Genomic DNA, 14,194 nt, shown 5'->3' with positions numbered 1-14,194 from the left:
GGTTGTCGCTCGCATGCAGTGTAATTCACATTGACTGTATGATATCGTGTCTAATAGTACGATTGCGCTTCAAAAATGTCAAGTAATGTGTATGATTAACGAAAATAGAAGTAACATCCCACTCATACAATAGGAGATATGACCGTGAGCAATCACAATCAGGCGCTGGGCAAGTGGCCCAATGCGCCGTTGGCCCTTGTCCTGGCGCAAGTCCGTTTTGATCCCGAAATCGATACCGAGTACAAGGACGTTGCTGCACGCCTCAAGGCTGCGTTGCGCGAGCGCTTCCCTGCCATGAAAGCAGTGCGCCAGGTGTCGCTTGTATTTGGCAACGCACCCGTCCAGGAAGGGGAATCCAAAGCGAACGAAAGCGAGGTCGGCCGCGAGTTGCGTAGCGACGATAATCGCAGCGCTTTGCGTCTTCAGAACGGAGTGATGACCTACACCACTTCCCTCTACAAGGATTCGCCACACTTCCTCGCGGAATGGCGATCCATGCTGGACTGTCTGTGCGCCGCTGGCGGCATCAAAGTGCAGCGGCTAGGTTTGCGCTACGTGGACTTTATCATCCCCACCACCGGCAAGAAGCCCGAGGACTACTTCAAGGACGGATTCGGCCACTCGACCGACGTTTTCGGCGAAATCGCCCAAACAGCATTCATGAGCCACGAATATCCTAGGGGGGTCGATGGGGCAATGCGCGTCCAGTATGGACGGGGCTTCGCGCCACCCTCCCTGCCACCGGATCTCGATGGTTTGGTCCTGCTGCCTCCAGCCTTGTTGGAGAAATACACTGAAGGACCATCGGCAGTTCTGGATATCGACCGCTGGCGTATTGATTCTCGCCGGTTGCAGGCAGGAGAAATCGCCGAGGTATTCCAACGTCTTCGCGACGATATTTGCAAGGCATTTAGCAGTATTATCACAGTTGAAGCCGAGGCCGAATGGACAGGCAAGCAGACATAAGGAGGATAGAATGCACAATTCACAAGCGTTGGCCAACCGTAATTTTGTGATCCGTCAGGGTGACATGCGCCGCCTTTATGAAGAAGGGACCGGAAGTGTCATGGTCAAAGCACAGTCTGTCCCTTTCCAAGGCGTTCCACGCGTGTGGGATCTGTTGAGCCCCGCCGCTCCAAATTCATGGAAAGGTCATATCGCGACGACCGGCGCTTGCCTTGTTTTCATCAAGAATCGCAGTTCTTCCCCGGAAGCCCCTGCGGCGCGAGAATTCAATCTCGAGGCCGCGCGCTCCCCGGCATCCGTGTTGGACGTGGTGCGTACCATCTTCGGCATGAACATCAGCGATACCGCAGAGGTTTTTGGCATCACACGACAAACAGCCTACCAGTGGATAAAGTTCACTGACATGGAGCAAGTGCGCTCCAATGAGAATCGTGTCCGCATCAAGCAGCTCTACGGCGTAGCGCAATCATGGCAAAACTACCCGCCGCTCAAGGGGCGCTGGCTCCATGCTCTCCTACCCACCGGCAACACCGTGTTCGACCTTCTCAAGGCCCCCCAAATCGATCACGATGCCCTGCAGGCCGGCTACCGGACGCTCGCCGCCAGCACGGCTGACAGGCGTCGCGAGGAGGGGGGGCGCGCAACCCAGGCCGCAACCGCGCTGACTGGCGCGTTCGCTGGCCTCGGTGCTGGGCGCAAGTCTCGAAATGGATGATCTGAGTCCGGCCGATGTCTTTCTGAAGCGATTGCGGGCGCGCTTGCATAAGATCCCCGAAGAGGACCGGCGCCTGCTGGTGGTCATCGCCGGTCATAATGGTGCTGGCAAAACCACGATCTACCGCGAGCGCATCTCTGACGCCCTCGCTGGCCTCTTGGCTGAACACCTCAATCCGGATGAGATTGAGAAGGCCATTACCCTCGACCTGGGTGAGCACAGTCTTTCCAAGGAGGAGTTCGAGGAATGTGCGGTGAAAGAAACTACCCGCTTGCGCCAACAATACCTCGACCAGGAGATCAACTTCAGCTTCGAGACGGTGCTTTCCGATCCCAAGCAGGATAAGGTTGGGTTCATGAATGAAGCTAGTTGCCGTGGCTATTTGGTGCTGCTCATTGCCGTCGGCCTCGAATCGATTGAGAAGTCCAAGGCGCGCGTGGCCATCCGGCACGCCAAGGGCGGACACAATGTCCGCGAAGACAAGATCGAGGGGCGTTACGAGCGGGTGCTGCTGAATTTCTCGCACGGCGCTCGCGCCGCCACGCTGGCCATCTTCTTTGACAACAGCGAGGATCGGAGTGATAACGACTTGGATACCTACTGGGACATTGCTTTTTTTGAGGATGGAGAGTTGGTTCTCAAGGATGAATCTCCTCCGGCATGGTGGCATCAAGTTGAGAGTACCTTCTATCGGTTAAAGGCCGGTACAATGTGAATCGTCTCAACTTCTTTTTGCGGACGTAGATTGAGGAGGATTCCACCGTCCGCAAAGGCCGAACCTCCTGACAGTGGGGGGGACGCGCTAAATGACCGCTCGACTCTGGACGCAAACGCACAGGAGTGAGCATGCCGGAATCAGCAGGGTGACTGATGGTCAATTTATGCAATTTTAAAAATGCCAGATTTCATATTAAAAATTGTCTTGTTTAGACGAAAATCGGCGTTGAATTACATGCCTTTCACGGAATTTCTATGAAAGGTTAAACTATATCAATTTGATTTGTATGATTTAAAGTCGAATGACAAGATATTGTGAAGGATAATGTCGGTATACCGTTTTTGATTCCGAAGCCGAGGGTCACAGGTTCAATTCCTGTCGAGCGCGCCAAAGTCCAGTGAAGACAAACGGGGTCTGGAAGCCCCTCAATACCGAATTCCGTTTCAAGAACTGACTTCCATTGCCTGCGCAAATTCCGGATGGGTGTTCAAATTAGTTCAAAGTCGGCAGCTATGGCGTCTGTAGTTGAGGTGTTCAAACCCGCCTCAATGGCAAATTTCTGCCAGCTATCCAGGGCTGCACGCACATCATTCAGCAAATCTTGAGCACGACGGACACCAAATCGTTCGGCTTCAACCAGCAAATCTGCGCGGGTAATCCCGCTGAATTTACCGTTGACACTCATCAGATGTTGGTAAGTCCATTCTCCATGTGGGTTGTAGGCATGGGTTACGTCGTAGGCCGGGGCAAACTCCCATGATTCGCCTTGTTTCAATCGGAAAGCGAAATTTTTGGTGTGATCGTCACAGTTTTTGGCCATCACATTAAAGGCCATGCGGCGGAAAGCATGGGTAATGGCTTCATCACCAAGCTTCAGCCTAGCGATGACCATGAATAGCTGTGCATATGCATGGGTTGCGCGTTGCTTGTAGTCGAGGTGATCCATGGCGCAGAGTGTCTGCACATGATGTTTGATGGTGCTGCTTTCATTCGCTTCCCGGTCGAAGCGGCGCGTCATGAAGTGAGCGCGACCACTTTCTTCCAATAACCGGCAGGGTGACATTGTGATGCCGGCAGCTTTTGCCATTAGATAGTAGGCGTATTCAATCCGTCCGTAATCTGCGCTTCCACCCAGTTCCGAATCCTTGCCAACCCCATCAAATTTAAGTAGCCAGTGTTCGAAACCAGGAGCAGCATCAAACTGACCGCTGCGAATTTGGTTGGTTTTCGAATTCCAAGTGACGACCGCTTTTGCGCGTGCGCCACCAGCAGATGTGCCAACCCGAATAATATTGGCAAGTGCTGCCTGTGCTTCCACATCGCCTGATAGATCGCCATTAATGACCGTGCGAGCGGTTTCCACCAGGCTTTTCATCTCTAAGGGCTCAGCACTTTCACGGTGAGCGCCGCGTGCAGGTTTGAATTCCAGCGCCCCCATGCCACGCTTGCCCATATAGGCTAATCGGTCGAGCGTGGTGATGGCGCGTTTTTCAATACCCTTATTAGTCATCCATGCATCGATAAGTGCATTGCCGAAATCATCAGGCAGTGCGTCAGCGAGCAATCCTGGAAGTCTCTTGTAGCTTGGGTCAGCGAGATCAGGAAATGCGAAAGTGGATCGAGTGTCCGCTAACGGCATAGTGATTGGTGCCAATTCGATTCCGCGACCTCGCCAGCTGGGGTCGTAAGCAAATACGTAGCGACCCAGGCGCGGGTCTGGTGCCACCGCGCCAACACGCTTGCCCCAAATACGTACTTCGATGACAGGGGTGCTCATTGATTTTCTTTCGGAGGTTTAATGGTACGCCGTGCGCGTTGCGGAGCTTTTGGTTGGCGCAATAAATCGAGGGGATTGACGCTAATTTCAGGTGCAAGCATGTCAATTCCCTGAAGGTACTCGAGCGCCTTCAATACACGCAACAAGGTGGTGACCGTTGAGCCGCGACCAGACTCAAGGTTGCGCAGGGCTTTTTCAGAGATGCCAGCCTTTTCAGCCGCGGTACACTGATCCAAGTTACGATTAAGACGTAAACGACGTAACCGTTCCCCCAGTACGATTTGGAGTTCTTCTGGCGTATGGAATATTAGTTCGCTCATACGGTCATTATCTGCCAGTTAATTTGTCTTGATGCCGTTAAGCGGTCATTATATACCGAACTGCCTGTAATCATAATTTATTGATAAATTAATCGGCTCTTTTATGCCGATTAAAATGATTGTATAATTATAACCGGTAAGTATATGCTGGTTATGTGGTTACATGCAGCGTCAGCATCAGCAGTCGTTTCGGCGACTTGCTTAATGGTGAGGATTTCACCTTCGCGGGAGTTTTTCGACATAGATTCTACCAAGTATCATCAAATTAAAACAACATAGTGCAAAATTTTCAGGATGACAATACAATTGTCCGATGCCCTTAACTCTGCTGGGTTTTAATACCTGAAAGATGCGATTTTTACACGCCGCCGACCTTCATATTGACAGCCCCTTGCACGGCCTCGACCGGTATGAGGGCGCACCAGTCGATGATGTTCGCGGGGCCACCCGTCGGGCCTTCGAAAACTTGGTGGCCACCGCCCTCTCCGAGCGCGTCGACCTCGTGGTGATTGGCGGCGATCTCTACGACGGCAACTGGCCAGACCATAATACAGGGCTATTCTTCGTCAAGGGTGTGACACAACTTGCCGAGGAAGGCATCCCTGTCGCCATCGTGCGAGGCAATCATGACGCAGCGAGCAAGCTCACCAAGTCGCTACGTCTTCCGCGGAATGTGCATCTGCTGGCTGACATGAAACCTGAAACAGTTGTGCTGGATGAAATAGGTATCGCCGTGCATGGACAGAGTTTTGCCACGCCCGCCGTGCTGAATGATCTTGCTATTGCCTATCCGGCTCCCATTCATGACTGTTTCAATATTGGTTTGCTCCATACCTCGCTCAATGGTCGCCCCCGACACGATAATTATGCCCCGACTACGCTGGATGTGCTGCGAGGTAAAGGTTATGATTACTGGGCTCTCGGCCACATCCATGCAGCGGAAATCGTTCTCCGGGAACCGTGGGTGGTCTATCCAGGCAATACTCAAGGTCGAGACATCCGCGAATCCGGTGCCAAGGGTTGCTCATTGGTGTCGGTCGAGAACGAGGTAGTGCTTGATCATCGTGCCATTGCATTGGATGTAATGCGATGGGACACACTCCTGCTCGACATCGCCGCGCTGCCCGATCTGGACTCCCTGCTTGATGCAACCACTGCGGAGATTCGTCGCAGGCTCACCCAGTCGGGCGGCCGGACGCTTGCGCTCCGAGTCCGAATCGCAGGGTGCGGGCCATTGCATCGCGTGCTGGCGGCGCAACCGGAGACGGTGGAACAGCAACTGCGCAGTGCGGCCATTGAAGCCTCAAACGCCCAGGTGTGGATCGAGAAAGTCGAATTGACGACACGCCCACAATTGGATCTCGACCGCATCGCCGAGCGCGATGATCCGTTGGGACTGCTTGTCCGCGAACTGCGTGGCTTGGCCGCTGATGATGTAGCGCGCAGCGTTGTGGGCGAGGAAGCATTCCGAGATCTGCTGCAAAAACTACCGGCGGAGCTTAGGGAAGGCGCAAACTCCCTTCGACTCGACGCACCTGATGTGTTGGCCGAACTCCTGGGGGAGGTCGAGGGAAAGTTGATCGCGCACCTGTCGGGTGAAGAGGCAGCCCCGTGAAGATCGAGCGCGTCTATCTCAAGGCCTACGGTACATTTTCCGACCGGATTCTCGATTTCGGAGATGGCGCGAATTTCCATGTGATCTACGGCCCAAACGAGGCTGGAAAGTCCACCACACTACGGGCCCTAACTGGCCTTTTGTTCGGCATCAACGAACGCACAGCCGACAAGTTTTTGCATCCGCAATTGCGCGTCGGTGCAACGATGCTCACCCAACAGGGAACACGACTGTCCGTCATGCGGCGCAATGCCCGCAAGCAGACACTGTTCGCGCTGGATGAAGCCACTGGGACGGAGCTGACCGATCAACCGGTGTCGGAAGAGTCTCTTTCTCGGCTGCTCGGGGGGTTAGACGAAGCGCTCTATCGCTCCCTATTTGGCCTGGATATGGAAGGCTTGACTCGGGGGAGCGAGGCACTGCTGGCAGGGAAAGGCGAAATCGGTCAAAGCCTGTTTGAGGCCGCTGCTGGCATGACCAGCCTGCAGCGGTTGCTCGGCCATCTGGAGAGTGAAGCTTCGAATCTTTTTCGGCCTCGTGCCAGTTCAAGTGTTATCCATATCGCAATCAAGGAACTTGAAGAAAAGCGTAAACTGGCGCGGGATACCACAGTTCGTACCAATGCCTGGGAACAAGCCGATCGCGCCATGCGGCAGGCCAAAGAGAAACACACCAAGGCACGCAACGATCTGGCGGCGCTGCGCGATGAACATCGGCGGTTGTCACGAATCAGTTCCAACCTGCCACTGGCCGCCGAAAGGGTGTCCAAGTTACAGGAACTCGATGTTCTTCAACACATTCCGTTGCTACCACCGGAAGCCGCAGAGCAGCGCATTGAGATTGAAGTGAAGTTGCGTGCAGCCGTTGAAACCCAGCGTGAGGCAAAGGCGGAAATAGACCGTCTGCATGCCAAGCGATCCGTTCTGGTGGTGCGCGAAGCGCTTCTGGCAAATGCCGCGACTATCGAGCGACTGCATCACGCCGCCAAGGACTGGCGGGGAGCAGTCGAGCGCATGCCACGCATCGACAGAGATATCGTCGCCGCCAAAGCTGACATCACAAATCGATTGAGGGCCATCGCCTCCGATCTTGCACCGGATATCACCATTGACCAGGCGCGCAGGCTGATCCCGGCACCGACCCTGATAGCACGCATTCAGTCGCTTGCCGATGAGTACGCAACATTGCACGCCAAGAATGAACAATTGGCTGAACGATCCCGCATCATCACAGGCACACTGGAACAGTTGCGCGTTGATCTGACGGAACATCCTGAGCAGGTGACTCTGGATGATCTGGAAACGGCTCGAGAAGAAGCAGCTGTCCAAGGTGACCTGGCGGGACAGCAGGCCAAACTGGATCGCGAGATCGCTGCACTTGATGCTAACCTTACCCGCGACACCTCGGTCCTATGGAGCGGAAAACTCGCCGACCTGCTGGCCCTGCGCGTACCACTGACGACCACTCTCCGCGAATTCGAGGCCGAATACCGACGACTGGAGGAAGCTCAACGGACCCTCCAAGACAAAGATGCCAATTTGGATCGGGATATTGGTGACAGGGAACGTGAACTGCGTGGCCTAACGGCAGCTGGCGAAATCGCCACCCACGAGCAGGTGCAAGCGGCAAGGCTACATCGCGACGATGGCTGGCATCTGATTCGGGAAGGATACATTGAACGATCTGAAGACCCCGACCGACTGTCCGCTGACTTCTCTCCCGGCCTATCCTTGCCCACAGTTTACGAGGGTACCGTGCGGGAGGCAGACCGCTTGGCTGACCTGTTGCACGCGGATGCCGGGCGTGCCGCCAATTTCGAGACCACGCGTCAGCGTGTTGCGGAAATGCAGAATGCTCGTATCACACTGTCCCATCGGCGCGACGAACTCACCGAGGAACTGCACCAGTTAAATATCCGTTGGGTTGCTATCGCTACATCCTTAGAGCAACCGGATATCACGCCAATTGCAGCGCTCGAGTGGTGTCAGAAGCATGCGGCATGGGCCGAACGCTCTACCCAGTTGGGAATGCTGCGGCAGGCGAGACAAGAGATCACGGGTTCACTGGCGGCGACACGGGCCAATCTAAGTCAGGCATTGACCGGATGCGGGCTCGCTGGCGTGACCGAGCAGGAATCACTGGTTGCGGCGCTCACGCGTGCCAAGGTTGCAGTCGATACCGTGCGGCAAGCCGCCACCGCACGGGCTGCTCTCGTCGGGCAGATATCTCAACAAGAACGCGATCTGGCGGACACCACATCTCAGCAATCGCTGCTGACCGAGAAGGTGAATGCCTGGCAGAGCCAATGGAACGAAACGGTGGCTGCATTGCACCTCTCAGCTGGGGCGCTACCGGCAGAAGCGCGTGCCCGTATCGATGAACTCAATGAACTTGTCAATGCATTGGACTCACTTGATGCACTTACGCGGGAAGCCAATTTCGAACGTGACAAGTGCGCCACCTTCGAGGACGAGTTGTCCACGCTCTCAAGCGCGGTCAGCGAATCGACTACCGACAAGGATGCCGATCATAGGGTGTCCCTACTCTATGGGGAGTTAGCCGCAGCCCGTGAAGTTGATCGCGAAAGCAAGCAGATCAACGCGAACATCGAACGTGAGACAACCCAACTGCAACAGGCTGAAATCGCCGAGTCATCGCAACACGAACGCTTGGTGGAATTGGTTCGTCGTGCCGGCGTGCAGTCGTCCGACGAGTTGCCTTCTGTGGAAGCGGACTCTGCGCGCAAGCAGTTGCTTGCCGCCCGAATAGCAGAGATCGACGATCAATTGGTTCGCAGCGCCGCGCGACCAATTGCTGAGGTGCTGGCCGAAGTTGGCGGGCACGATATTTCGGACACAGATACCCAGATGACGGAGGTCGAGGTGGCAATCAAGGAGCATGAAGCGGGGGGAGAAACCGTCTATGCCCAATTGCTCGAAGCAAACCGGACGTTTGATGCGATCGATGGCAGCGATGCAGCAGCGTGCGCGCAGCAGGAGGCGGAAGAACTCATCGCCCGCATCGCCCGTCATGCACACTCCTATGCACGAACGCGGCTGGCACAGGCTATCGTGTCCCGTGTGGTCCATTCGTACCGAGAAAAGCACCAGGGGCCGGTACTTCGGCGTGCAGGAGAAATATTCGCCAAAATTACGCTGGGAAGTTTCTGTAGTTTGGTCACCGACTACAACGACGATACGCAGGTTCTGCAAGGTCTTCGACCAGACGGGATACGAGTCGGTGTGACCGGTATGAGCCAAGGGGCTCGGGACCAACTCTTCTTGGCGCTACGCATCGCCGCAATCGAAGAGCATCTGAAACAGCGGGAAGCCATTCCGCTTGTGATCGACGACTTGCTGGTGCAATTCGACGACGCCCGTGCATCGGCCACCCTATCGGTGCTGGCTGACTTGGCCCAGCAGACCCAGGTGCTATTTTTCACGCACCACGGGCACCTCTGCGACATCGCCTCATCCGTACTCCAGGTCGGCATGTGGCGGCGGCACGACCTGGGAACAGCCAACGTGGGAAACTGGCGATGAACATCCAGTGACTGATCAGCGGAAAGGACATCGCCCGAGTAAAAGGTGTTGGTCGAGGGGCAGTCCAACAACACTTTGGTGCGGCCACGGAGAGAAGCATTAACGACCACAACCTCGCCAGCATCATATTCCCCGCCAACAGCAACTGAAATAGCAATTTTCAGGATAATGGTAGATTATGTCCATTCTTTAATATCTGATGCATCCATTAAAACGAAAGGAAAATCACATGGCGTTCTATCATCGACTGAATTTCTGGATTGCGATTATCTTGACCTTGCCATTTATCTCTGTCGCCAATGCAAGTGCTCCACAAGTGAAGACCCAGGCTCCTGGTTATTACCGCATGATGCTGGGCAATTTTGAAATTACTGCACTATCCGATGGTACTGTGAACTTGCCTGTAGGCAAGTTGCTCGGCAATACCACACCAGAAAAAGTAGAAAAGGCACTGTCACTCAATTTTCTCAAAGATCCACTAGAGACATCAGTCAATGGCTTTCTGGTTAATACGGGTACAAAACTCGTTCTTATCGACACGGGAGCGGGCAACTTATTCGGGCCGACGCTCGGCAACTTGGTTGCCAACCTGAAGGCATCTGGCTATCAACCCGAACAAGTTGACGAGATATACATAACGCACATGCATCCTGATCATGTTGGCGGACTCATGAGCAGGGAGCAACTTGCATTTCCTAACGCAATTGTGCGTGCAGATCAGCAGGAAGCCGATTTTTGGTTGAGTCAAAAGCATATGGACGCAGCACCACAAGAAGAGAAGCACTCGTTTCAAGGTGCAATGGCGTCTCTCAATCCCTACGTCTTGGCAGGTAAATTCAAACCGTTTGTTGGCGAAACGGAACTCATTCCGGGAATCAGAGCCGTGCCTAGCCACGGCCACACAGTAGGTCACACCACTTATGCAGTCGAGAGCAATGGCCAAAAACTGATACTTTGGGGAGATTTGATGCACGTAGCCTCAGTTCAGTTTGCCGAACCATCCGTGGTCATGAAGTTTGATACCGATTCAAAATCTGCGGCAATCGAGCGTAAAAAAACGTTTGCCGATGCAGCCAAACAGGGGTATTGGGTAGCCGGTGCACACCTTCCTTTTCCTGGGATCGGACATTTACGTGCAATGGATGGAGGCTATATTTGGGTGCCGGTGAATTATTCCTCATTGCATTGATTTCTTGCGGCTTTATCGCTTCCCTAAAACCTCCCAGAGCCATCGTCACTCGCATTATTTATAAAGACGCTGAACTCCAGAGTTCGACACTTTTTTCGTAACTTATTGTATTTGAAAAAAGTGCATGTAACAATTGGAACTACAACACGATTTTTGAGGGTTTTGGTAGGGCAGGAGCGTCCGGTTTCTTCATAGGGCACTCACAATTTCAGCAAATCGATGAGTGGAATCAAGTGGATTAATTACGGTAATATCTTGTAGTGTAAAGGATTCTTCACCGTTGTACAGCACATATCCTTGGACTGGTGAACGGTCAAGTTGGCGTCGGAACTGAAGAATTCCCTTAATAAATTCAGGCGAAAATGTACTGGAAGATTTGATTTCAATCGGCACAAAACTGCCATTGTGGCGAATGACCAAGTCCACTTCAACTCCATGGGAATCTCGATAAAAAAAGAGTTCCGGATGTTGGCCCCCATGAACCATGGATTTCATCACTTCAGCGATCATGAAATTTTCATACAGAGATCCACGCAAAGGATCTCGTTCCAACTGAGAAACACTATGAATACCCAACAGATGACAGACCATCCCCACATCGGCAAAAAAGATTTTGGACGACTTGACCAACCGCCTGGAGACATTTTCATAGAACGGAATCAGTTCAAAAATCAGAAAACTTGACTTGAGAACTGAAATCCACTCTCGCAGAGTGGTTGCCGACACTCCCACATCGTTGGCCAAACTGCTCAAATTGAGAAGCTGCCCCACTCTCCCGGCCAGTAATGTCAAAAACTTCTGGAACAACGAAAGATTTCGCACTTGAATCAACGCGCGGACATCACGCTCCACATAAGTCTGGAGATAACCATTGTAAAACCGCCGTATATCCAGTGACTGAGCCACCACCCGAGGATACCCACCACGCAACATGCAGTCGAAGGAGGTGGCTGGAAAGGGAGGATGGGCACGCATTTCCTCCATGGTCAATGGCCACAGATTCAACACCGCAGTACGCCCCGCCAAAGATTGACTGATCGCTTCCTGCAAGCGGGGTTGATGACTTCCAGTCAGAACAAATCGCCCCGGTTGTCCTTGAAGATCCACCAAACCCTGAAGATAAGAAAGAAGCAACGGAAGGCGCTGCACTTCATCAAAAATAGCCCCTCCAGCGTACTGATTCAGAAAGGCCCTCGGATCAGTTTCCGCCCTCACACGAACATCCATATCTTCCAAGGAAACCCACGGTTTCTCTGGAAATATTTCGCGGACCAAAGTGGTCTTTCCTACCTGACGCGCACCCAACAGTGTTACCACTGGATATTCAGTAGCCGCCAAGGTCAATTCTTTAGCAAGGGTGCGGGGAATCATACGCGTAATCTAACAAGTTAATGAGCAGATAACAACTACAACCTCTGATTTACACAAATACCGTCATAAAAAATATCCTAAACCCGTGTTGCCACTCACCCATCAGAAGGCCGGGTTGAAGTTTTTACATATTCCTTCGTGCATGGTCATACAACCTCTTCTAAATTCCAAACTGGCTCTTCTCCCGGCAGAATGTCATACAAAATTTCCGATGGCTATGGTAGTGTTGAACCTTGGCATGAGTGCCTCGGTTTGGGGTTTTTCATGGGTAATTCCAAGGACAGAACAGAAATGATACCTTCACAATCATGAGTACCCTCGTTAGTCCATTGGCCGGGAAACCGGCACCGTTGTCGCTGCTGGTGGATGTCCCCAAGTTGCTGGCTGCGTATGCGGAGTTACGCCCCGATCCCACGGTACCTGCCCAGCGCGTCGCCTTTGGGACGTCTGGACATCGGGGCAGTTCCTTCGATCACAGTTTCAATGAATACCATGTGCTGGCGATCAGCCAGGCGATCTGCGAATACCGCAAGAGCAAGGGGATCGATGGTCCGCTGTACCTGGGAATCGACACCCATGCGTTGTCCCGACCAGCGTTTGAGACAGCGCTGGAAGTACTGGCTGCCAACGGGGTACAAACCATGATTTCCATGGGAAGCGAATTCACCCCGACGCCCGCCATCTCCCATGCCATTCTGGTACATAACCGGGGACGCAGTACCGGACTGGCGGATGGCATCGTCATCACGCCTTCGCACAATCCACCCAAGGACGGAGGTTTCAAGTACAACCCGCCCAATGGTGGCCCGGCAGACAAGGATGTCACCGGGTGGATCGAAGACCGGGCCAACGCGCTGCTGGAAAACAATCTGCAGGGCGTACAAAGAATTTCTCATGCGCAAGCTCTGCGCTCTGCCACGACCCATCGCCATGATTTTATCGGCAACTATGTGAAGGATCTTGGCCATGTAATCGATATGGAAGCGATTCGCGGAGCCAACATCGCCCTGGGGGTGGATCCGCTTGGTGGGGCTGGCGTCCATTATTGGCAAGCCATTGCCGAACGCTACGGCTTGAATCTTACGGTGGTGAACGATGGGGTTGATCCCACCTTCCGTTTCATGACGGTGGATTGGGATGGCCAGATTCGCATGGACCCCTCCTCGTCCTATGCAATGCAGAGTTTGATTGGACTCAAGGATCGTTTTGACGTGGCTTTTGCCTGCGATACCGACCATGACCGGCATGGGATCGTTACCAAAAGTGGGGGGTTGATGGCACCTAACCATTATCTGGCAGTGGCCATTTCCTACCTCTTTCAACACCGACCCCAGTGGCGCAAGGAAGCGGGCATTGGCAAAACGCTCGTCAGCAGCCAGATGATCGATCGCGTCGCAGCCAAACTGGGACGCAAGTTGTACGAGGTACCGGTGGGTTTCAAGTGGTTTGTGGAGGGATTGCTGGAAGGTTCTCTGGGCTTTGTGGGAGAAGAGAGTGCGGGCGCGTCTTTTGCGCGTCTGGACGGCACAACCTGGACCACCGACAAGGATGGGTTGGTCCCGGCTTTATTGTCGGCGGAAATCACCGCACGCATGGGGCGCGATCCTGGTGAAATTTATCGTGACCTGACGCGGGAGTTTGGCGACCCTGTATACGACCGGGTGGATGCGCCAGCCACGCCGGCACAAAAAAAAGTACTGGCACAACTTTCACCAAAGCAAATCCAGTCTGCAGATCTGGCTGGCGAAAAAATCCTGAGCATTCTCACTCAAGCTCCCGGTAATGGTGCCCCCATTGGGGGGTTGAAAGTGATTGCCGAGAGCGGGTGGTTTGCGGCCCGTCCTTCAGGAACCGAAAACATTTATAAAATCTATGCGGAGAGTTTTCATGGAGCGGATCACCTGCACCGTATCCTGACGGAAGCCCAGACCATTGTTGACACCGCCCTGGCGGTTACCTAAAGATAGCGTATATTTCCCGT

Annotated in this window: 10 protein-coding genes; 7 read left to right on the top strand and 3 right to left on the bottom strand. The window is 53.6% G+C overall.

Features of this window, described 5'->3' with window-relative positions:
- The first annotated feature begins 144 nt into the window (after window positions 1–144).
- Genes HO274_RS08620 through HO274_RS08610 form a run of 3 tightly spaced genes read left to right on the top strand, consistent with a single transcriptional unit; the run spans window position 145 to window position 2,396 of the window.
- Complete coding sequence (locus tag HO274_RS08620; protein ID WP_160171547.1) at window positions 145–966, top strand: TIGR04255 family protein; 822 nt, start codon at window positions 145–147, stop codon at window positions 964–966.
- Window positions 967–976: 10 nt separating this feature from the next.
- Window positions 977–1,681 (top strand): helix-turn-helix domain-containing protein, encoded by a 705-nt coding sequence (locus tag HO274_RS08615; RefSeq protein WP_273118778.1) that lies wholly within the window; start codon window positions 977–979, stop codon window positions 1,679–1,681.
- Entirely contained in the window at window positions 1,674–2,396 is a 723-nt protein-coding gene (locus HO274_RS08610) for an ATPase (RefSeq protein ID WP_273118776.1), read from the top strand. The genes HO274_RS08615 and HO274_RS08610 overlap by 8 nt, the downstream gene beginning before the upstream one ends.
- Window positions 2,397–2,886: 490 nt before the next feature.
- On the opposite strand, the gene HO274_RS08605 is transcribed toward HO274_RS08610, so the two are convergent.
- Complete coding sequence (locus HO274_RS08605; protein ID WP_273118774.1) at window positions 2,887–4,176, bottom strand: type II toxin-antitoxin system HipA family toxin; 1,290 nt, start codon at window positions 4,174–4,176, stop codon at window positions 2,887–2,889.
- Complete coding sequence (locus tag HO274_RS08600; protein WP_031596828.1) at window positions 4,173–4,496, bottom strand: helix-turn-helix domain-containing protein; 324 nt, start codon at window positions 4,494–4,496, stop codon at window positions 4,173–4,175. The genes HO274_RS08605 and HO274_RS08600 overlap by 4 nt, the downstream gene beginning before the upstream one ends.
- 349 nt (window positions 4,497–4,845) lie before the next feature.
- On the opposite strand from HO274_RS08600, the gene HO274_RS08595 reads away from it, so the two are divergent.
- The 3 genes from HO274_RS08595 (at window position 4,846) to HO274_RS08585 (ending at window position 10,842) form a co-directional block, all read left to right on the top strand.
- Window positions 4,846–6,111 (top strand): metallophosphoesterase family protein, encoded by a 1,266-nt coding sequence (locus HO274_RS08595; RefSeq protein ID WP_062187652.1) that lies wholly within the window; start codon window positions 4,846–4,848, stop codon window positions 6,109–6,111.
- The gene (locus HO274_RS08590) at window positions 6,108–9,653 is read left to right on the top strand and encodes a YhaN family protein (RefSeq protein ID WP_062187655.1); all 3,546 of its coding nucleotides are present in this window, start codon (window positions 6,108–6,110) and stop codon (window positions 9,651–9,653) included. The genes HO274_RS08595 and HO274_RS08590 overlap by 4 nt, the downstream gene beginning before the upstream one ends.
- Window positions 9,654–9,882: 229 nt before the next feature.
- Window positions 9,883–10,842 carry an MBL fold metallo-hydrolase gene (locus tag HO274_RS08585; RefSeq protein WP_273118768.1) on the top strand — a complete coding sequence of 320 codons (960 nt, stop codon included), beginning with the start codon at window positions 9,883–9,885 and terminating at the stop codon, window positions 10,840–10,842.
- A gap of 189 nt (window positions 10,843–11,031) precedes the next feature.
- On the opposite strand, the gene HO274_RS08580 is transcribed toward HO274_RS08585, so the two are convergent.
- On the bottom strand, window positions 11,032–12,213 hold the full coding sequence (locus tag HO274_RS08580) for an ATP-binding protein (protein ID WP_035417259.1): 1,182 nt from the start codon (window positions 12,211–12,213) through the stop codon (window positions 11,032–11,034).
- 308 nt (window positions 12,214–12,521) lie between these two features.
- Here HO274_RS08580 and pgm point away from each other — a divergent pair, with 308 nt between their 5' ends.
- The gene (gene pgm / locus HO274_RS08575) at window positions 12,522–14,174 is read left to right on the top strand and encodes a phosphoglucomutase (alpha-D-glucose-1,6-bisphosphate-dependent) (protein WP_273118764.1); all 1,653 of its coding nucleotides are present in this window, start codon (window positions 12,522–12,524) and stop codon (window positions 14,172–14,174) included.
- Window positions 14,175–14,194 lie beyond the last annotated feature (20 nt).

It is taken from the genome of Ferrovum myxofaciens, from assembly GCF_013181415.1.
GTDB lineage: Bacteria > Pseudomonadota > Gammaproteobacteria > Burkholderiales > Ferrovaceae > Ferrovum > Ferrovum myxofaciens.
The sequence above is the reverse complement of the archived record's forward strand: the minus strand, read 5'-3'. Positions and strand labels throughout refer to the sequence as shown.

Excerpts from the sequence above, each read along its gene's own strand:
- pgm (WP_273118764.1), top strand. The coding sequence starts at position 12,522 with ATGAGTACCCTCGTTAGTCCATTGGCCGGGAAACCGGCACCGTTGTCG.
- HO274_RS08595 (WP_062187652.1), top strand. The coding sequence starts at position 4,846 with ATGCGATTTTTACACGCCGCCGACCTTCATATTGACAGCCCCTTGCAC.
- HO274_RS08605 (WP_273118774.1), bottom strand. The coding sequence starts at position 4,176 with ATGAGCACCCCTGTCATCGAAGTACGTATTTGGGGCAAGCGTGTTGGC.
- HO274_RS08585 (WP_273118768.1), top strand. The coding sequence starts at position 9,883 with ATGGCGTTCTATCATCGACTGAATTTCTGGATTGCGATTATCTTGACC.
- HO274_RS08610 (WP_273118776.1), top strand. The coding sequence starts at position 1,674 with ATGGATGATCTGAGTCCGGCCGATGTCTTTCTGAAGCGATTGCGGGCG.
- HO274_RS08600 (WP_031596828.1), bottom strand. The coding sequence starts at position 4,496 with ATGAGCGAACTAATATTCCATACGCCAGAAGAACTCCAAATCGTACTG.
- HO274_RS08615 (WP_273118778.1), top strand. The coding sequence starts at position 977 with ATGCACAATTCACAAGCGTTGGCCAACCGTAATTTTGTGATCCGTCAG.
- HO274_RS08580 (WP_035417259.1), bottom strand. The coding sequence starts at position 12,213 with ATGATTCCCCGCACCCTTGCTAAAGAATTGACCTTGGCGGCTACTGAA.